We start from the raw sequence: 22,735 nt of genomic DNA on the forward strand, positions 1-22,735 counted from the left end.
AGCCTGCGGGCGCTTTGCGCCCTGTCCACCGCAAATTGGACCAAAAGGCAGGCTTAGCCTAAGAACTCAGCTAGTTTTTCAGTAGATTGCCTATTCTTCTGCCACAATCCCTTTTGTCTATGACCCTAGTTTGCTACGCCAAAACCACCAAAGATAAAATCCAACTCCAAAGAAAACCCTTTGCCTCTGGCGGAGAAGGCAGCTTACACCGCATCAAAAGCCCCACTCATTGGCGAGGTATGGTGGCCAAAATCTACCATCGCCCCAAACGAACAAAAGAGCGAGAAGAAAAGATCGCCCTCCTGATCAAACACCCCCCAGAAGAATTTCAAGCCGGCCAATGGCCTAGTTTTGTCTGGCCCCAAGATATTTTACTCAGCCAATCTGGACAGTTTCTAGGCTTTGTTATGCCTTTTGTCCAAGGCAAAAAATTAGAATTACTCTGCCTCCCCAAACTCCCCAAAAAGCTAAATGCAAATTGGCAACGTTTGGCATTGGACCAAAAAAATAGCCGCGACCTAAGACTTCGCATCGCCTTTAACCTTAGCCTGGCCATCTATCGAATGCACCAGCAAGATCGCTACGTCTTAGTCGACCTCAAACCCGAAAATGTAATCCTGCAGAGCAATGGCCAATTAGCTTTGGTAGATATGGACTCTGTACAGGTCCATAAAAATGGCCAACTAAAATTTATGGCCCCTGTAGCCACCCCCGAATACTCCGCTCCAGAATATTACCAAAACCCTAAACCTAACAGCTTTAAGAGTAGCTGGGATAGCTTTGCTTTAGCTGTTATTCTCTACAAACTTCTACTGGGTATTCATCCCTATGCAGCTTCTGCTTTGCCGCCCCATGACCAACTGGTAAGTTTACACCAAAAAATTGAGGCGGGTTTATTTGTCCATCATCCAGAAGCCAAAAGGTTATTTAAGATCATCCCCCCACCCCATCAAGAATTTCTACAGCTATCTACTAGTCTGCAAACACTATTTATGCATAGCTTTGTAGAAGGCCATAGCCTGCCCGAACTGCGCCCCCTAGCCGAAGAATGGTGCTGGGCCATACTCGAAGAGTTAAAAGACCCAGAACTCAAACAACGTTTTCAGCAAATGCTGCTGCAACAGGACCTGCAATTTAAGCGGCTACGCCGCCCCTCCGATATTTTGCCGCCCCTAGAACAACTAGAAAAAAAGTGGAGCGACTACCTTCCCCAAGACTATAAAATGGCCCTAGCTTGGCAAATGCCTCAACTACAATATCCCAAGTCTGTACAGCAAATCAATATACAGAGCAATATGGATAGCTGGGGAAATTTTATTCTGAGTATTATTGCCACTATTGTTACCGTAGCAGCTCTACTCAACAGCTTTCCAGCCATCTATCAATGGATGACAAGGGACCTACTTCAGTACCCCTTTTGGCAAATAATGCTCATCATCCAAGGCTTTTTTGCCTTCCCTATTCTTATTTTCCCTTTTACTTTACATGGCATTCACCTACTCATCAATCCCCAACGCCTCAAATGGAAAACCCTAAAAAAGAATGCTCAAGCTCAACAAAAAAAATTGGACCAATGGCATAAAAAGCTAGAAGAGGCAAAAACCAACTTGTTGCAAGTTCTAAAAACAGAACTTCCCAATTTCCAAACGCTAGAAACAACAAGTAAGGCCATCAAGCAGAGTTATTTGGAGGGACTACAAAAACTAGACTCCGCCTTTGAGAAATTACTGGCCCAAGAACAAGAACATAAAGCCTATATTTTGGCGCCCATTCTGACCCAACTCCAAAAAGAACTGCCTTTATTGAGCCCAGCTCATGACTTTAAGTCCGCCCTTGAGATTTTGCGCAAAGCTGAACAAGACCAACTCATTGACAACCAGCAAGAAGAATTGGGCCAAGATTTCCATCAGTTTAAAGCCATGGCCCAAAAAGAAAAGCGCCTCGCCTTTGAACGCCTTGCCACCGAAGAGAAACACTTCTTATCTTACATTCAAGAGCAACGAGAAGTATTGCAAGATCGCCAAAAGCAAGACATACAAGCCCAACACGATAACCTCAGCCGATTCAATAACCTCAAAATAGGCCATAAGCAACATTTGCATTTAAGAGCTCGAGAAGGCCTAAGACTCATCCTTAAACTTAATAAGGCCGGTTTTCACTCTATGAGCCAACTAAAGGAAATCAATATCCCCAAAGCTCAACTGATCTTTAAGGATGGACGTACACTTAATTTATCCGACTTTAGCCAGTCTGATGTTAATATGGCCCACCGTTTCATGATCTGGTTACAGGCTAGCTATAAAGAAGAGCGACTGTTTCTGCAAGAACTACAGCGCATTGATAAATTTTACGCCAAAGAACGTGAGAAATTAGAAGAAAAAACCCGCTTAGCACGCCCTAAATTTGCCAAAAGAAAAGCCGACTTACAACAGCAGGCCCGAGATGCCTTTTTGGCCCAAAAAGCCCAAAATATACGTCAAGCTTATCAGCAAAAGCGACAACAAGTCCGCCAAGCCCAGCAGATGTTTAATAAAAAAATGCAAGCTATTCTTGATGAAAGAAGCCCCCTCTACCAAACACTGGAAGAAGAGGCTAAACAACTACATAAAAAACATAAGGAGCAACTCGATAATCTCAAGCATCTACATCAACATAAATTACACCTTCAACTCCAAGAAGAAAAGCATCTCTTACGACCTTGGGCCCCAAATAATTTAACCGAAATTGAAACTATTCTGCAAAAAAAGGCCAAATTAGAACAACAATTATCCGCCTATAAAAGCTAGCGGACCGCTAACTTTGGCGCAAAAAGCTGCTCTACATCTGCCAAGGTTTTTATTTGGCCCGACTGCGCCTGCAATACAATTCGATAGGGCTGATCTGCAGGACGATTATCAATTTCAGCCCAATCTATAGCCGCAAAATCATCTAAATCAAAAAGCCCCACTTGATCATTAGGCAAGACCGTTAAAAAACGCAATGGCCGATCAGGATGCAAACGGATTTTATTCCAATCATGAGCCGGCAAATCAATCAAACTAGCCTCATTAAGCGGAAAGCAAAAGACTTTTTCTAGCTTAAAATTAGCCGGCAAATCAATTCCCTCCACTTCAAACTGAGCCACAATAGGCTGTGCATCTTCCCACTTCAAAAAGCGATCATAGTTATAAATGCCAAATTCACTGAGCTCAAAACTGCGAAATAAATCAGCCTCTTGACGCAATCGCTGCATCTCTACCTCAATTTCTGCCATATTTTTCTCATAGTTACGGGCCCAACTTTCTGGACTATAACGATAGAGCTGCTTCAAAGGCATGACCGCCTCTATCCGCCCACTCCATTCCTCAGTCCCATCATGAGAGTTTAAAGTCAAACGATAAATATTGCCCCGAATAGGCTCTAACGCTAAGGCATCAAAATCTTTATCTTTGGTCCAAGCCGGAAAACGCCCACCACTCAATCGCTTCCAAACCATCATGGCCGCTGGCAAGCTAGTCCCCTTGTAATCAATAGATTTATAACAGCTACTATTTAACCAAGAAAGACCGTATTTATGGGCTTTTTGGCCCACTACTGGATTTTCCCGATTCGCATATATTTGACCGTAATCTTCACTATAAGTCACATCCAAAATAGCCGAATAATCAAAGCAAAAATACTTGGCCTCCAAAGGCATTTTCAAGATGTTTTGAGCCTTATATTTTACTTTTTTGAGCGCCTTTTGCTTGCTTTTATTTTCCTCAATCTCATATTCTTGGTCCAAATACTCCCATTTTCCATCCTCCTCTTTCAAATGAAAAAAGCTATAATTTCCTTCTTTCTGAAAGGAGGGCGTTTTCATTTTCATGGCCTCCCCCATCTGCAATTGGGCCCCATTTTGCTCTGCCCGTAACTCAAACATGCCTGCTGTCGCCATATATTGCTTTTTTCCCTGCGCCTCATAAGCCATGGGCATGCCCGCCAAAAAAGCGCTGGGCGCATCATGAAAAATGCGATATTTTAAACTTACTTTTCCATAAACAGTATCGCCATTGGCCTGGCGCAAAGCCCCTCCCTTAAAGTAAAAAGCGCCGCCCTGAGGCAAAACCAAAACGGTATCTTGATCCGCATCAATTTCATATTCTTCAAAGGGAATATCAATATCCTGAAAGGGCCGCTGGGCCTGCCAGCTCATTTTTTGAGGCTGCTCTTCCCCTATTTTTTCTTGGCAGGCAAATAGACTAAGTAATGCCAAACCAAGTATACACATTTGCTTTTTCATAGGTCCTTTTTTTTCTGTTGATGATGTTTTTTGGGGCCTGCCGCCTAGGGCGGCCGGGCTATTCGCTGGCTCGCTGTTCGCTCGGCCCTGCGGCCTGACGGCCTTGGTCTGCGGCTGCGCCGCACCAGCTTCTATCCCTAGGCCGAAGCTGGGCTTGCCAACTATTTTGGGCCAAATTGGGCATAATAATCTAAGGCGATATCAGTATAATTATCTTGATTATCGGGACTCACTTTTGGTCCGTAGGGAAAGGCTTTTTGCTGACGCCAATAGGCCAACTCTTCTATTGTTTTATCTAGGCCTGAATTATATTTACAACTCCAAAGCTCTACTTTGTTCCATCTTGTGGGCAGTTTTTCTTTTTGGCAGAGCATTAAAAAGCAATGCAAATAAAATACTTGTCCTTCTAGGGTTTTGAGACGGGCCAAACGCGCCTGCGGACTTCTATCAATCTCTAAATCAAGACGATCTTCTAAAGTTTGGGCAAAAGAAGGCTTCATTTGAAAAGGGCCAATAGAAAAATCGACAGCTAAACCACGCAAATAGGCCTGTTCTAGGGCTTTTGTTTCTAGTATATCTTGCAATTGGTTGTAGCGGAGCAGTTCTGGAAATACCACAGCATTGAGTTCGGCTGTTTCTATATTTAGGCTAGCTGCTGTTTGGTCCAAAAGGGTTTGATGCTTTTCTAAAAAGTTGAGGGCTTTTTGGTAGTTGGTCCCATATTTTTTGGCGTAGGGACTAGCGGACCAAAGCAGGCAAAGGAATAAGAGGTACTTCATTTCTATTTTTTATTCCTTACAACCAGCAAGGTTAGCACCTCAGGAAAAGTTTTTTTAAAAGTTGGCTTTTCTCTAAGGGCATCAGAGGGCCGAAGCAATTATTTTGGGCAAAAAAGGCTGTTGAGCGGCCTAGCGATGTGGAAGGGTGGCCACAGGCCAGACCGAGCCAGCTTTGCTGGCGAAGGGCCGAGCGAATAGCGAGCCCTGCAACGTAGCGCCGCAGCAAAGCTGCGGAGGCCCCAAAAACAAAAAAGTCTCGCTCCATTTAGGAACGAGACTTTTAGTATTAGTCCTCAGCTTTGGGGCTGAATGTTATACTTTTTGGAAGCGCGCGAAAGCGGCGGCCAATTTTTTATCATATTGATTTTTGGCGTAGCCAGGGCCATTATAGCCTTTGGCGAAAGAAGCCCAGTCCTTGCTGCTGCCTTGTACGTGGCGGAGAAGATTGTTATTTTTAACGAACTCCATCACGGCTTTGAGTGAGGCACCATTGGGAACTTTCATGGCTTCTACAAAAGAGAAAACATCGCTATAGCCTACGGTAGAATGGTTGAATCCCATGATTTGGAATTCGCCCCAAGAAGTTGCTTTATAGGCGGCTTCTTTATGGATTTTTTCGGCTTTTGCGAGGCGGTCGTACTCTTTAGTTCCGCCAGCATATTGGCTACTATCCCATTTGGGGTAGATAATATTTTCGTTTCCAGATCGGAGAGCGTTAGGATCTTTGCCCACTTTTTTGAGTTCGTTCCAGAAAATATGTCCTTCAAAAAGGATTTTGGGGCGGCCATCAGAGAAGAAGCCATTTCCGCCAGACTCTACGGTTTGGATAGCCATAATAACGGCAGGTTCTACGCTATATTGTTTGGCCATTGCTTCTAGTTGGCCTTGAATTCGGCCCATACCTAGCAAAGAATTCCAAGTACGTCCACCTGCATCGACACGACCATCGGGATTACTACTTCCGCGATATTTAGTTTGGAAATCCTTGATAGCGGCCGTAAGTGCTGCATCTGCATTTCCATCTTCGGTCAATTTATGTCCGAATTTATTGAGTAATTGTTTAACGCGGAGCACATCTGCCGATTGGTTTTTTCCACCAGCACCTACAGAGGCAGAGATTTTAGAGCTCGCAGAAAGTGCTTCTTCCACCTCGCCAGAGGCTGCAGCGGCATCGGTAGTTCCAGAGTTGCTTTCGCTAGATCCTTCTTCGCTGCTTGTTTCGTCGGCGGCGGCGGCATCTTCGCTACTGGCAGCGCTTCCACCTCCTGAAAGGGCGCTCCAGCTTTTTCCACCTGGATCGATGCGGCCATCTTTCCAGCCGAATTCGGCTTGTTGGAAGGCCTCAATAGCGCCGATGGTTCCTTTTCCACAAAGTCCATCAACGGTTAGGTTTTGGCCTTTTTGGTTAAGTAATTCTTGAACGACTTTTACATCTTCCAATTTATTGGTTCCGCCTTTACCGACAGAGGCAGAGATAGAGCGACTGCTAGCGGCCGCTGCGGTAGCTCCATCTACGGCAGATCCGATAGATGCACCGATAGAGCTAATTAGTTCTTCAATTTGATTGAGTGTCGCTTGTTCGTTGGCATCGATTTTACCGTCAGCCATAAACAAGTCTTTGAGCGTTTTGAGTTGCTCTTGATATTTCCCAAGCAGTTGCTGTAGCTTTTCTACGTTGGCCATGCTCTTATAGTTTAATTTAAAATTGAACGGATAGAGAGTGAGAGCTAAAGAAAAGCTCTTTTTTAAGCACTTCGATCAGCACTCTCTTAATGAGGTCAGTCTTTAGCCTGCTGGTTTATTTTTGGAGTTTGCTTTCAATCTTCTGAAGATTTTCAAGCATTTTGGCCATTACCTCACGGGCTTTAGCCTTTTTCTTTTCTAGTTGAGGGTCAACCGTTGTTGCTGCTTCAGGAGCAGTAGCTGCGGGCTCTTCTGTTGCTGTGGTTTCTTCTGTTTGGGGCTGTTCTTCAGCAGTTTCTGCTGCATCGGTTAGCTCTGCAGAAGCGGCGCTAGCTGTAAATTCGCTCAAAGTCAATTTTGCTTTTTTAAGCATAGCCTTAGCTTCTTTAGCGATTTTAGCTAAAGGAGCATTTCCTTTCATAGGGCTAACTTCTAGCGTAGCACCATTTTCACCTTCCTTAACAAAGGCCTTGGCGATCATGATCATTTTTTTATCGCCTTTGAGATCTTCTTTAGCTTGTTTTTTCCATTTTGCATCTAGTTTTGCAATAAGCATAAGAGGTCCTTCAGCACCACAGGCAAACTTGTGTTGGCGTTTTACATAAAAAGTAACAGCGGTATCTTCGCTATTAGCTTGCGTAAAAGCAGCTTTACTTAGGCGTTTAAATTCTTTTTCGTAAGCAGGTTTTGTTAGCTCCGCAATTTTAGAGAAATCAATTTTCGTTTTCATATAGGTATATACGTTGGCAGGTTAATGTTTTATTTTGCTTTAGCGAGTCGAATATATTGAGTTTTGTAGACTTAAACAAGTGCTCTTACAAGTATTCCTAATTTTTATTGGCATTAAGGCGCTTAACTTATCAAGAGTACTTATAAAATAACATCCTAGGGCTTATAAAATTTGCTTTGTCCTTCGTAAATACGGTAGCTAGGCCTTAGTTTTGTAGTCCTCTGTATGAATTCCTAATTTAAAAAACTTCAATTTTCTTATTATGAGGCAAGCCCAGTTCAGTTTACTATTTTTTGTTTTTTTGCTTAGTACGAGCTTAATGGCTCAGCGTCCTCGGAGTGGAGGATTTGGTGGTTTTGGTAAAAAGTTATCTGGTACAACCTACAACCAAGAGCAGCTCGATTTTATGAAAGATCACATTAAAGCTATTGAGCAGTTTAACGATAGTGTTAGTCGTGGTCTATTAGAGTTTCCGCTCAAGATTCACATTGTTGCGAAGAGTGATGGTAGTGGAGGCAGTGAAATAGCAGAAGTTCAGGCTGCAATTCGAGAGCTCAACAAGAGTTTTTTAAAGGCTAGCATTCGATTTTTGCCTTTAGAAGACTACAATTATGTTCGAGATGATGCGCTTTATCGTTTTCCTGTTGTTGATGAAGAAAAGCTTTGCCGCCAACATGATCGAACGAATGTCATTAACATTTACATCGTAAATAAAATCCAAGGGGAGCGCAATAGTTATTCTGGGTATACTCATCCACCTTCTGCCAATCCTATAAATCGTATTTTTATTAGCCAAAAAGCTTTGGGTAATCAAACTACACTTAAGCGACAAATGGGGCATTTCTTTGGGTTGTACCCTACTGCGGGGCCTATAGAGGGCCAAAGAAGTGAAGAGTTAGTTTCTGGCGAGAACTGTCAGACAGAAGGCGATCAGGTTTGCGATACGCCTGCTGATCCAGGACTTGATCGTCGCTCTATTGATGATCGTTGTGATTATGTAGGTACTTTAAAAGATGCCAACCGCAAGTTTTATAAGCCTATGGTGAATAATATTATGTCGGATAACCCTAGAGAGGGTTGTCGGACAAGTTTCAGTCGTGGTCAGCTTAAGCGTATGTTATATACGGCTACTTATATTCGTAATTATATTAAATTTCCGCCTCCAGCGGATGCCACTAAAAAGTACCTAAAAAAGTTAAAAGAGAAGTATGGTCAAGAAGGAGAGGTGGTATTCAACATCAATGCGAGTACGCCCAATGTGCAGTTGCTTCAAAACCTCTACAGGGTAAATGGCAACTTTTTGCCTGAAACAGCCTATTTCTTTGAGATTACCAACTTCCGAAAAGGCTTTATTTATATCCTTGAAGGTGATGAAGAACGAGGCTTCAGTCTACTCTATCCACAAGAAGGCGATCAACAATATTTTAAGGATGAAAAAAGCAATTTTAGAGTGCCTACGGCTAAAGGAGATCATTTTAAGGTAGATCCTGACGGCACTAAAAATTATATCTGTATTCTATTTTCTAAGAAACAGATTCTACCAGAAAGCTTTCTTATGGAAATTAACGAAATGGAGGACAGCCAGCTCAACCTTTTCCAACGTTTTTATGCCGCCCATCAGGAAAAGATTGTAGGCAATCATCATATTGAGTTTAAAGAGAATAAGATTGAATTTTCTGCTACTTCTACAGAGCGTTATATTGTTCCTATATTCTTAGAATACGACAAGCGCTAATACGATAAGTTAAAAAGTCTCTTGACAATCGTTCAAAGAGACTTTTTTTAGCTTTATGGCGGAACTGTTTAAACTAGTTTTCGGGAAAGTCATCAAATCGTTAAAAGCTTGTGAATAGGGGTTATTTTTAGTCGGATAAATTGTATATTAAATGAAAATTCAGTCTTTTTGCGCAAGCAAGCTTGCTTTGGCCCAATTTAGGCTGAAACCATCCAAAAATCATCCAACTCAACCCTCTCGCTTATGCAGCAAACTATACATCTTTTTTGTTTTCTTTTTTTCACTAGCTTTCTTTCCGCTCAAAACTTTTCGGTCTCGGCAGATTATGCAAGCCTTCAGGGCGGCTGCCAGTCAGAAATTGGGCCTAGAATCAGCCTTAAAAATGAAAGCAAGCAGAACATCACCCTAATTTGGGAACAAAACCGCAATCTCTGCCCAGACGGTTGGGAAGTTGCGGTTTGCGATCGACAATGCTATTCTTCTTTGGTTCAAAAGAAGCAAATTAACCTAGGGCCACAAGAGAGCCTAGACAATTTCCGGGTAAATTTTCGTCCTAATGGTAAAGAAGGTATTGGCAACTTAGAAATTAAGATTTATGAAAAGGGCCAACAGCAAGATGCTCAAACGGTGCTCTTTTCTGCCTCGGCAAAAAATGAGCATTCGGCTAAAAAAATGTATGCGCCCAAAGCCGAGAAGCCTACAGTTTATCCTAATCCTGTGGTGGAGCACCTAATGCTTCGAGATGCTGCGCAGCAGGTCCAATACCTAGAGATTTATAATGTGGTGGGTAGAAAGCTCTTGCAGTTTCAGGTAAATGGACAACAAGATAAATTTGATGTGAGCAGCCTGCCCCGTGGTATTTATATGCTTCGGATGCTTGATGAAAATCGCCATATTATTCGCACAGAACGCATTAGCAAGTACAATCCTTAAGTTTTTTTGTACGCTATTTTAAAAGAGCCAGCCGTTTTCGGTTGGCTTTTTTTTGTTTGGGGCCTCCGCTTCGGCCTTTGGCCTAGCGGCGCTACGCTTTGGGGCTCGCTGCTCGCTCGGCCCTTCGGCGCTTTCAGCGCCTTGGTCTGGCCTAACGGCCACCCCGCCGCATCGCTAGGCCTGCGGCGGCTTTGCCGCCTGCTGTGAGCAGATTGGACCAATGGCCCGGACTCCCCCAAAGGATTCCTTAAGGAATCCTTTGGAGGGGAGGGTGGGCGGGTGAATATCAAGAAATGAGGAGCGCAGCGACGAATACCACTTTTTGCGATTTGCAGGCGGCTTGGCCGCCGCAGGCTGAGGGGCTGTAGCAGGGCCGCCGAAGGCGGCAGACCAAAGGCTTTTGAAGCGAAGCGAAAAAGCCTGCAGGGCCGAGCGAGCAGCGAGCTGCGCAATGGCCCGACCCGACCGTAGGGAGGGGCAGCCCCAAATCATTTCAACAAAAAAGGCCTAGCTCTAAAAGAGCTAGACCTTATAAAAATCAACCTATCAAAAATCAGCTTAAGGACGAACGATCACGACTTGGCGTTGGGCCATAGCCTGTCCATTTTTTAGGATGAAGAAGTAAGTTCCTTCGCTGAGGTTAGGCGTTTGCACTTGAATAGACAGGCTTCCTGCTTGAGCTGTTCCGTCTTGTAGTACGCGGCCGAGTACATCCACAAGCTGCCATTGGCAATCCTCGCTAAGTCCTTTAGTAAAGGCAACTTGGAAAGCTTCTGTAGCGGGGTTAGGATAAAGCGTAATGCCGTTGAGCTCCTCTCCGATAGATTGAATACTTTCCTCGTTGAGTACGCCCGTAGGTGGATAAATAGTAAGGTCTCGAGTAGTTGCTACTTGAAGGACCTGTTTAGTCGCATTATCTTGAATAAAGGCTACTGCTTGTAGGTTGTTTGAATCTAGAGAGCCTAGGTTATACACCCAGCTTCCAGAGTAGCTAAACTGTTCGCCTACAGCCCAAGGCTGTGCGTATTGCACTCCAGCTGCATCGGGCAGAATAGTTCTCATTACGGCCATTTCTGGGAATCCTCTGTAATTGGAAACTCGATCTTCTGTAATCACGACATGGAAAGAGTAATCTGAAGAATCTAGTTGTTTAAGCGCCTCTCCTTCTGCATCAATCTGCAGTGTATTTCCAGAAAAGACAATGGGATCGAGTTGGAGATTAAAGTCAGCGAACTGCATCATATCATAATCGATATTCCATTGATCTAATTCTTCTGTAAAGTTAACGCCTCGGATAGTACCATTGAGTCGGTAGCTACTATTATCAGATACGCCATAATAAGATATTCTGGCACTATTATCCTCCCAGTTAAGAACATTGAGTGGATCTTGGCTATTGATATCTGTAGCATATTGAATCAGGTTAAGGTCGCGACCATTGTTATTATTGTAGACAAGGTCATTGTATACATAAGCATTGATTGCATCCATTGAATCTCCCTGAGTATTGACATGATAATAGTTAGAGAAATGCTCAAGAAGAAGATTGCGGTTACGCTCTCCTACCCAGACGCTATCGAAAGCAAAGCCTTCAAATCCATCCGTAGTAATTGTGCTAGCATCTGAAGCAAAAGCGATGCGGAAGCGGACAAAATCTTCACCAGTCAGGTGATCTAGGCGGTATCGGCTATTATCCCAAGTACTGCTACTATCGGTCCAACCTTTTGGACTAGACAAGCCAGCTTGGTTACCTGGGCGAGAAAGGAGGAAGTCTGTTTGGTACCAGTTAATTCCTACCTGAGGATCACCTAAGCGTAGCCATTCATTAGTAGCATTATCATAGTATTCCATAATAGCACCGTCAATATCATTGAGTGTATGTCTCCAAGTATTGAGTACAATCATGGGGCGCCAAGATTGTGTAAAGTCAAAACAGGGAGAATAAACCCAAGCATGTTCACCTGCACCGTAAGTATAAGGGGCTTGTGCAGCAGTTACCCAAGCAAAATTTCCAGGATCATTGATTGCGGGAGCGACTAGCTCAGCGCGTTGCCATAGGGCCAAAGAATCAGGTAGAAGAACATCTGCTTCTTCTTGATACCAACCGCCGGCATCTACTTGAAAATCTTCGACATAAGGTGTTTGGTGAATTGTATTCACATAGGGCGAAACAATCAGTTGGTTACTCATTGTATCAATACATTGGTTTTGGTTATTCACCACCAGTTGTACTTGATAGTTACCATCTGTGTTGTAAGTATGGACTTGGTTGGGGATACTCACGCCAGATGCGGGAACAACGACAGAGCTATTACCATCACCATAAATCCATTCTATTTGCCAAATGCTATCTACTCCAGCGACTAGGTTAGACGCCAAGGTATCTTCCACAAAAGTGATATTTGCTGCTACACAACCGCCTAAAGCATAAAAATCGACTTCGGGGGTATTGTAGAGAGTAACAACTTGTTGATCACTGTTAGAGCAAGTTGTAAGTGTATCGTAATAATAGTAGGTAATATTTCGAGGTCCTGAATTGCCATTAAGGGCCAAGAAAGAATCTTGGCGAATATCAGTAACAACTAGATCATCTGTAAATATACCTCCTTGAGGCGTGACATAAGGCATCAAGTTTTCAATAGTATCTGCAGAGCAGAAGCTTTGCGAGATATTCATGAAAATTCGTGGATAAGGTCGGACTTCAAAAGAGTCTGTCAACTCATTTGTACAACCATTCAAATCCGTATAGGTATAGTACACATCGTAAAGACGAGTAGTACTATTGGTATCTACTAATCGTATAGGTTCGATTAGGTAGAAGCTACTATCAAGATTAAAGGTATCTGGTCCAGAAGTAATTTCTAGGTAACCAGAACCAGGATAATAGGGTTGGTAAGCTAATAAGAGGCTTGGCGTCTCATTTTCACAGTATACTCGATCTGCATTTAACCCTGTAAAGTAGAGTTCTGGAATTGTATCTACGCGGAAAGAGTCTGAGATGGATGAGCTACAACCATTTCTATCTGTATAGCTATAATCGATATGATGCCAGCCTACGCCAAAATTGCGGGCCACTAGGGTATCTTGCAAGCCTAAGCTAGGCAAGAAGTTGCCGCCAAACACAGGACCAATACCGACCAAGGTGTCGTATTCTATTTGGCCTTGTGCGCCAGTAATTACATGATTATTCACTCGAATTTGAACCGCCCCTGCATTTAGACAAATGCTATCTGGCATATTGGTAAAGTTCAAGTCAGGCCGAGCATCTACTCGGGTAATAATTTTAGCGGTATCTACACAAATACTATTTGTAGGATAGATATAGCGGAGTTCAAATTCCCCATAGCGCCCTGATTGGATGACAGCAGAATCGGGATAAAAGACAGAAACGCCAGCTCCCGCAGAATCGGGATAAACTCCGGCCCCTACAAAATAACCTGGTAAGGGGGCCCCAAAAACAGGAACAAAATCAAGGAAAATAGAGTCCTCATAAACACAATAAGAAGTATCGACCCCATTAAACGTTGCACTATCAGGAATTGCCATAACAGTAGCTGTATCGCGAATAATTGAGGTACATAAAGTGCTGAGGTCAGTATAGCTATAGCTTACTACTTCGTTATTATGTGCTGCTACAGGATCATAGGCCAAAGCAGCTAAATCAAGGTTGGGTCCTGTACTTGTGAACGTTCCTCCTTGAGGACTGGGGTTAAGTGCAATAGCTGCTGCATTAGAGCAATAAAGAGAATCTAGATTTGTAAAGCTCACAATAGGGTGAGGCTTCACCTTAATTGGCATTTGAATACTATCTGTACAGCCCGTACTTGCATCAGTATACACATAGCGTACATTATATGCGCCAGGGGTAACCAGTTGAGGGTTGAAAGTATAAGTAGAGTCTACAACATAGCTAATGCCAGGACCAATCATAGATCCTGAACCACCTGCTATACAACCCGTTTGTGATAGGTCTTCAACTTTAACATCATCCAGTGTAATTCCCTGAGCATCTATACCCGACGCATTTTGGAAAGCAAAATTAAAGCTTCCAGTTACTCCTGTGTGGAGATAATCAAAAGAGTAGGGATTATAGAAAGTTTGATGAATAGCAGTGTCTCCAATTTGGATACCAGCTTGTTGGGCACTGATACTTTGTCCTTGCCCCATATAGACATTGATTTGAGCTGGATCACAAGGAGGAGGAGTACAGTTATCGGCTTTAGCAAAGAAACTAATGCGATATGTATGCCCAGTGACGAGATTAAGCGTAGGGGTAAACAACCATGCATCTTCCACATCGTTAGAGCTATTTACATAGGCTGCCCCCACACCAGAATAGGGAGCAATAGTTGTTCTCACCCAAGGGTTACCGCTTGCACTATTATTCAAAGCCAACCACCCACCTGGAGGGAAAGCCAAAGAATCAAAGTTAGCAAATAGAATATCCTGTCCACCAGAGACAAACTGAGCGCAGACTGGGTTAGGAGAAACCTCTAGTGTTACAATAGAATCATTTGTACAATAGCTAGACTGTAATAAGGGAGTTACAGAAAGCTGAGGCAAAGCATTAACTACAAAAGTATCTATTGCTTCATAGCTACAACCAAAAATTGTATCTGTTACGATATGTGTCACCACTTGATTTCCTGGAACTAATGGCCCAGGATTAAAAAACAGGCCTCCCTGTGCTACACCATTAACCAACCATAAGCTCGTAAAATTACTTCCTTGAGTACTAATGTTGATTGGGTCAATAGGGTCTGAAGCACAATAAATAGTGCTCATACTAGCAGGCAAGAAACTAGGGTCAAGTGGTTCAGGAATCGTAATTTGTTTTGTATCAGAGTTTTGACAAACTGCTCCCTGTTTAATATAAGTCAAGTCATAAGTAGTATTACTAGACTCTGGACTATGCACATCAAAAGGATTCAAAATGTTATTTACTAATGTGTCTCCAGCTGCATAAGCTGCAGTTCCACCAGAAAGGGTAAAGATTCCTCCACTGGGAGCTCCTCCAAGGAGAAAGAGTTCATTCTCTTCGCAATAAATATCATTCACGATACTATCAATAATTTCTACTTGGAAAGTATCCTCAATAAATATTGGTGTAACGATAGAACCAACTACATACTCTACTGTGTCTACAGGAGTACCAAAAACGTACTCTACTTTTCGATAAACATATTCTAAACTTAGCGTATCATAGTTACCTGGGACTGCTGTGGGGTCATAATTATACTCTTCTAAGTTAGTAGCAGAGTTCACAGTTGTCAAGCCAGCAGCAGCTGTATTACCAACTACCATAATATTGATTGTATCGCTAAAGCTTACACCAGCTTGGATTGGAATGTTAGGCCCATCAAAGTAGCTGTAGAGTCCTGTTTCACGACCAAAGTTAGCAAAGGTTTCTGTTCGACAAATAGAGTCCCGAATTCCTATCGATTGAGGAGCCTCTATCACTTCGATAGAATCTTCTACTGAATTTTCACAACCACCATTGTTAATAACATAAGTCATAGCATGCGTTCCTAAACCTGCATTAGGTGGCAAGAAATCTATAGGAGCCCCTGCGGGGAAGGTAAAGCTGCCACTAAATCCAATGGTACCTACTGCTTCCCACTGACTAGGTTGTGCTGAATATGGATAAACGCGGTAAACAAGGTTTTTCAATAGCTCTCTATCTTGAGAAATAGAGATTGGATTAAACTGTATACTATCTAGAAATACACCTCTAGCATCAACCCAGGCAGTATCTGTATCTGTTAGCGGGCAGGTAGAACCATTGGTATAAGTATTTACATAATTGTAAATTACTTTTACATTTTGCACTTGATCGCTACCATAACTTCCATAAGTCGCAGCTGTTGGATAAAAGGTTGAGCCACTAAATGCCCCAGGAATCAGGGTATTTGCAGCTATAGTAGAACCTCCTGAGGCTCCAGTATATTCTGCTGTAAAGAAACCTCCTGTTGGAGTCCCTGTTAGTTCAATTGAATCTCCATTAGAACATATAACTCCAGGCAATCCAGATATTTCTAAATTTTCATTATGAACAAGAACAAAAGAAGTAAAAAAGGTATCTGCATTAGCAGCAGAAGTCATCATCATAAAACTTTCCTGGGCCCATGCAGGGATTCCCAAACGGATCACTCCAGTGTAAACAATATCAGAACCATAGGTTTGAGCCTGTAGCCCATTAGTTTCAATAGGTACAAGAACATAATTATTGGTTACATCTCGTAAATAGATAGAATCGACATAAAATGGCATATTGTTGACTTGGAGCTGTAATGTATCAGCTACACAGGCTTCAAGACTTGGAGCTACAGGGTTTTCGTTAAAAATGTCTACGGAAGGATCTTCAAAGACTAACATGATATCATCAGCAATAAAGTTACAACCTAAAGTGTCATATCGATAGTAAACTTGATGATATCCTGCCCCAGATATGGAAGGATCAAAGCTTTCATTTCCAATACCAAATAGTCCTGAGTTTGCATTCAAGCTAGCATCAAAAGGCTGGCTATAGAAGCTGTCATTTAATGACTGACGAATACTTGAAGGCTGAACAGCATCATATAAGCTTACGGCTGCACCAGTTGGTGTTAAAGGACTAATACCTGCTGCTGAAAGTGTTAGGTCAAATCCAGTAGGCGCAGCTACATTAGATAAACTAATCGTAGCAGAAGTGTCTGTACAGCCAGTTGCTGCATCAACCATTTCTAGAGTGTAATTGCCAGGAATATTATTTACCAAAAAGTTTGGAGTCGTCGCAGAAAGAATAGGCTGATCATTCAGCAACCACTGAAACTGACAACCTGCACAACCTCCGCCCATACGGTAAATCGTTAGCGTATCTCCATCACAAATATTAGCCTTTGTAGAGCTTACAGGAATGCTCAAGCCATTAAGACGATTTAGGGCAACTTGATTCGATAAAGCAGCACACCCAAGTTGCGTTACCTCTAAAGAATATACTCCTACAGAGTCTGTTTCATAGAAAGGTGTTGTGTTACTTGTATTTAATCCATAGAGTGGTGCCGCAGAGCCCCCTTTCAACCACTGATAACTACAACCTACACAGTTAGAAGAATCAGTATAACTAAGTTCCACAGTTCCTCCAGGACCACAAATCGCTGTAGCATTAGAAGTTACAAATGGATTAAGGTCCACTTCTCGTACAGTTACAGTGTTTGACTCTTCAATACATCCTCTAGAGTCAGTCATCCGCAATTTGAAAAAACCACCTTCAGTAGTCGTATAAGCATTCGCATTAGAAGGCACCAAAGGAGATCCCCCTCTAAACCACTGGAAGGTACAGCCTAGGTTGCAGTACAAACTCCCAGAAGTCACCGAATCAATTTGAAGGTCTACAGGACTATTATTACATACAATACTGTCTGGGCTATTAGGATCAATTTCAATTGCTAGATCATAAGAACCATCTAAAATACTTTCCACAATAGAGGTATCTTGACAACCATTAGCATAAGTTACTGCTACACTATAAGTTCCTGCATCAGAAGGATCTGAAACAATAAAAAACGTGTCGTTTAAGGCTCCAAAAACAGGAACATTATTTCTCATCCACGTATAAGTACAAGAACTACATTGAGATGTTGTTAAAGTAGAACTTTGGCCATCACAAACATAAGGTGAACTACTGTTAATGTTAATTGCTGGGGTCACTAAAGCCAAGGAAGCAATGTTTATCGTATCAGAATTTACAAAGCAACCATTATTATTGCTTTCTACTCTAGCGTAGAAAGAGCCTCCAACATTAGTTGTATAACTAGAATTAGTATTACTTAATGTTGTAAGGTCTAAACCATTCGTAGCATTTACCCACTGATACTCACAACCGATACAAAGCGTTACAGACAAAGTTGCCTCATCACCTGGACAAATAGCCAATTTATCAGTACTTGCATTAACACTATCTACAGCAGCTTTTTGTATAACTACCTGATTAGTTATGGCAAAACAACCTGGAGCATTTACTTCTACATAGTAGTTTCCTGCTTGGCTAGCACTATATGCGGAACCTATAGCACCTGATACTGCAATTCCATTTCGATACCACTGATAAGTCCAACCTACCTCTGTTGCAGTAGTAATGGTTACAGAATCACCTGGACAGACTGTTTCAGTTGTATTTCCTGCCAAAGTTGCTGCCGTTGGAGCAAAACCAGCTGTATCTATCACGATAGTATCAGAAGATAAAACACAACCACTACTGTGTAATACCTCTACCCAATACGCACCTGTTGATGTTGCAGTAAAACTAGAACCAACATAGCCACTTTGCATTGTGGAACCTTTATACCACTGATAACCAATATAATCTGGCTCCACCACCACATTTAAGGTTGAAGTCCCATTAGGCACACAAATACTATCCGCAGTAGCTAGAATTTGAGGTGCATTAAGCACAGTGTATGTTACATCTACAAGATTGGTTGCATACTCACATCCATCTTCATTAGTCAAAATTGCATAATAGGTATCAGCTGCAGATCCTCCAGTTAAGGTAATAGTCCGCCCCAAACCAACAGTATCATTATTACTATCATACCAAACATAACTACAAGAAGCACAAGCCGTAGCTGTCAATTCTACAATAGAGTCATTACACATTGGATTGGGCGAGGCTGTAGCAATCGCCCCCTGTCCCTCCAATGAAGGTACTGCTAAAATAGGAGCAGAAGATCCTCTACAACCATTACTATCAATAACATTAACATAATATCCTCCAGAAGTATTCACCGTAAAATTTGGACTTGTAGATCCATTACTCCAAGCAAAACTACATGAAGGACAAGAAGTAGGATCCACATGAAGTGTCACGGGCGCTCCATCGCAAAGAGGCAAGTAAATTCCCGTTATTGCCACCGAATCCGCAGTTTCTACAATAGGCTGCACCTGATTGTAATTAACAAGTGTTATTGTGTCGTGTTCTACACAATCATACTGCTCTACAGAAAAAATATAGTCCCCATCTTGACTAACAGATATATTTGTTCCAGACTGTCCAGTATTCCAACTATAACTACAATTTGAACAAGCTACTGTTGTCGCATCCAAACTAACAAAATCGCCCAAACAAGAAGCTATAGAATTCCCCTGCACAATAGTAGGCTCCAAAGAAGGCCTGACCTGATAATATACAGTATCTCTTCCCTCACAACCATTATAATGTCCAGCTACAATAACCATCGTATCTTGTAAAAGATCAATTCGATGTGGCCCCTCACCAGAAAAAGATAGGTGGCTAGGCCAACTGTAAGTCAAAGGATAAGGACATGAAGAACAACTCGCCTCTACATCTAAAGTATCTCCATAACAATAAGGCCCTACAGCCGTATCTGGCTCCAAAACTGGAGAAGGATCAATAACATTTACGGTCGCAGGCAAATTATCACTTAATACAAGCTGATAAGCCCCAAAAAGACATGTTGAAGGATTCGTACCAGAACCTAAAAAACATACATACTGCTCCAATGTTACCGTAACATCTAAATTTGTTGGCATTGAAGGAGATGTCAAGTAGGTGAGCTGATTCCCACCAGGAGTTGTAGAAAGTGTTCTTGTTCCATCAAACCAATCGTAGGTTATTCGTAAACTACCATCGGCAATAGCTGCTGCATCCTGATTGTCTACTACCTCCAAAATGATATTATCCCCCATACAAACATCTCCAGATACTGGGGTTGTATTTAAAACGAAGGTCCCACAATCCTCAAATTCAAATAACTCTGTATCCGTAGCCGTACAGCTATTTACATCTGTTACCGTCAGTGTTAATGTAGAGGTTTCCCCATCCAAAGGATTGTCAAAAGTATACTCCGAGCCATTAGAACTAATGCTATGAGCTAATACAGGGGAAGCCGACCAGCTATAAGCATAACTCCCGCCCTGACTAGGATCAGGCGAAGCCTGTACAGGAATAGGATTCCCCGTAACACAATAAGTTCTTCCCGAATGAGGAATATCTGCAACAGTTTCTGGATAAAACTCTATATCTATAGTTGCTACCGCCTCACACTGCCCAGAACCCGCTATATATGAATATGTCACCGTCTCCGTAGAACTCCCCCCAACATTACTATGCATATCACTCAAAGTTGTCGGATTCGTCGCACCAGCAATAGTTACTCCGTTTTTCTCCCAACGAGAAAAACTACCTCCAGATGTAGAACCTGACAAAACTACAGCCTCACTCGAACAGAAAGGCCCTGTACCATTTGTTGTACTCAAAGTTACTGTAGGCTGAGGATCTACCTGTACCTCAAACCAATGCACAGAAGGGCAATCCGTTCCTGCAGCATCTACATCTACCCGGTAAACATAAGTTCCTGCCGTAGTGAATGGTCCTACATAAACCTCCTTATTGTCATTGAAATATAAAGCCGCTGGAGCAGCAGCTGGACCACTGACAAATTGCCAATCAATATCTGCCGCATTTGACGGGAAATCAAAATCAGGATCACTTTCCGATAAAGCCAAAACAGTATAATCCCCCTGACATATATTACTCACCATCGCAGAGTTATCATAGCTTATATTATCTACATAAGGAGTAATTATACACTTTATATCCGCTGTCCAACCATCATAATGATAACTTCCATTAGAATGAAACTTAAACGTTAAACAACCTGTAGGATTCGTAGCCGTTATCGTTCCAGGTACATTTGAACCATAATTAGATGATCCATAAAGACCATAGGGAGAACCATTATAGCCATAATACTCGTCAATCATAGTAGCCGAAGTATTTGTCCCATCATATACCTGTAAATAATCTTCTGTCGGTGTGTAATAAGAAGTCTCCAACTCAAAAGAAGTAAATACAACCTGCAGCATGGCCCCAGGAGTACCCGGACAAATAGTTCTAGTATAATCTTTATTATTCTGATATTCACCGCCCTGCCCCCTATGATCTGTAAAATTACCATCGCAACGATTATCTGTCGGTTGGATTAGATCATCTATCTGTATCTCAGTGGTGTTATCCCCCCCAATAACAGGCCCTACAGTACTCACAGAAGTAACATTATACGGCCCCGCAGCAAACACAAAACTATCCTTCACTTCCACACTTACCGCAACAGTCGCTCCTGTACATTGATTATTATCCTTAATACTCAAAGTATAATCATAAGAACCAGAAGGCGCAGAAGGAGTAGAACTAGTAGTCACAGAACTCACAGACGGAGTTCCTACAGCCGCATTTACAGGGTCACTAGAAGTCCATGTAGCCGTATAGGGCGAAGCTATACTGCCCGAAATATTCGCCCCTAAGTTAATTGTTTCCCCCAAACAAATACTCGTTGAATTCGTGGTTGCTGTATAAGAAGGTTTTGCAAAAATCGTAAAACCACTAGATACACTTGCAATACAACCATTCAAATTCCCAGTTAATGTAACTGTCTCAGTCCCTGCAGCAGTATGCAAATCGTTAAAAACCGGAGTAGTCTGTCCCCCTCCCGACTCATCAGGGTCTGATGTCGCTCCATGCGTAACCGACCAAGACCAAATTATTCCATTTGGACAAGTACCCGACAAACAAAGAGAGGGAGAAGTAGTTACACTAGTCACCCCTCCTGCACAAATATCAGCTGCCGATATTGGATTCAAAACAGGCACATCCTGAACCGTCACAGGAACAGGCTGAGAATGCACACAATAATTATCTGTGGTTGTAACCAATGTATAGGTTGTAGAAGAAGTAGGACTAACCACTAAGTTAGCTCCCGCCGTTCCTATCGAACTAGCCCCATCAAACCATTCATAACTATATGTAGGACAAGATACACAGTTGCTCGCACTCGCATCAATATCCGTTGACTCTCCATTACAAATACTCAATTCAGTAGGATCTAGCGTAACATCAGCAATAGGATCTGTCAAGTTAATCTGGATATAATAAATGCCTCCATTATCATTATTCGAATCAGCAGCTCCTGTATACTCCAATCTTAGCATTATGGTTGTACCAGCATAAGCTGCGTCAATTTCCAGCACCGGATAATTAGTACCAACTGTCCCTCCACTAAGTGGATGTGTATTACTTATACCACCAGCACCCGTAGTATTCAAAGACAAATCTGGACTTGAGGTTTCAAGCCCCCAAGTAATGTTAGACCAAGATCCCCCCGCAGCTAATGACAAATTTGTTCCTCCCGATGTACAATAATTAAATTGATAATCAGGAGTTGCCATTGATCCAGAAGGCGACTGATAAGGATCTGTGAGCGGCTCTCTATGAATACAATTCCCATTGGCATCATTTACCGCAAAAAGATAGCCTGTAGCTGGCAATGAACAGTTTTGCGCCCAAGAAGCACTGGCCCATAACAGTAGGCCAAAAGTAAAAACCGTTTGTAAAAGTTTGTGTAGCATAGACTGCTTGTTTTGATATGGTCTTTTTTTCTTTTTTCTTTTTAGGGGCCTCCCGCCTTCGGCGGGCGCTCCCTTACAGGGCTCGCTCTTCGCTCGGCCCTTCGCCAGCAAGCTGGCTCGGTCTGGCCCTAAGGGCCACCCTTTCAGGCAGCTAGGCCGCTCAGCCAATAAGCCAATAAGCCAAATTAAGCATTCTGCTATCGGCTGTT

Annotated in this window: 8 protein-coding genes; 3 read left to right on the forward strand and 5 right to left on the reverse strand. The window is 42.5% G+C overall.

Annotated features, from left to right (window positions below):
* The first annotated feature begins 119 nt into the window (after positions 1-119).
* The gene (locus PPO43_RS01680) at positions 120-2,786 is read left to right on the forward strand and encodes a protein kinase domain-containing protein (RefSeq protein WP_272620057.1); all 2,667 of its coding nucleotides are present in this window, start codon (positions 120-122) and stop codon (positions 2,784-2,786) included.
* On the opposite strand, the gene PPO43_RS01685 is transcribed toward PPO43_RS01680, so the two are convergent.
* The 4 genes from PPO43_RS01685 to PPO43_RS01700 form a co-directional block, all read right to left on the reverse strand.
* Entirely contained in the window at positions 2,783-4,261 is a 1,479-nt protein-coding gene (locus PPO43_RS01685; protein WP_272620058.1) for a hypothetical protein, read from the reverse strand. The two genes, PPO43_RS01680 and PPO43_RS01685, sit on opposite strands and share 4 nt — an antisense overlap.
* A gap of 161 nt (positions 4,262-4,422) precedes the next feature.
* A complete protein-coding gene (locus tag PPO43_RS01690; protein ID WP_272620059.1) occupies positions 4,423-5,040 on the reverse strand; it encodes a hypothetical protein in 618 nt (205 codons plus the stop codon).
* Between the two features lie 312 nt (positions 5,041-5,352).
* Entirely contained in the window at positions 5,353-6,723 is a 1,371-nt protein-coding gene (locus PPO43_RS01695; protein WP_272620060.1) for an N-acetylmuramidase family protein, read from the reverse strand.
* A gap of 115 nt (positions 6,724-6,838) precedes the next feature.
* Entirely contained in the window at positions 6,839-7,453 is a 615-nt protein-coding gene (locus tag PPO43_RS01700) for a hypothetical protein (protein ID WP_272620061.1), read from the reverse strand.
* A 319-nt stretch (positions 7,454-7,772) separates the two neighbouring features.
* Between PPO43_RS01700 and PPO43_RS01705 the strand changes: the two genes are divergently transcribed.
* Both PPO43_RS01705 and PPO43_RS01710 read left to right on the forward strand, forming a co-directional pair.
* Positions 7,773-9,188, forward strand: coding sequence for a DUF4384 domain-containing protein (locus tag PPO43_RS01705; RefSeq protein WP_272620062.1), 1,416 nt, complete (start codon positions 7,773-7,775; stop codon positions 9,186-9,188).
* Between the two features lie 243 nt (positions 9,189-9,431).
* Positions 9,432-10,121 carry a T9SS type A sorting domain-containing protein gene (locus PPO43_RS01710; protein WP_272620063.1) on the forward strand — a complete coding sequence of 230 codons (690 nt, stop codon included), beginning with the start codon at positions 9,432-9,434 and terminating at the stop codon, positions 10,119-10,121.
* 558 nt (positions 10,122-10,679) lie between these two features.
* On the opposite strand, the gene PPO43_RS01715 is transcribed toward PPO43_RS01710, so the two are convergent.
* Entirely contained in the window at positions 10,680-22,526 is an 11,847-nt protein-coding gene (locus PPO43_RS01715) for a T9SS type A sorting domain-containing protein (protein ID WP_272620064.1), read from the reverse strand.
* Positions 22,527-22,735: the final 209 nt, after the last annotated feature.

The organism is Saprospira sp. CCB-QB6 (genome assembly GCF_028464065.1).
Lineage (GTDB): Bacteria > Bacteroidota > Bacteroidia > Chitinophagales > Saprospiraceae > Saprospira.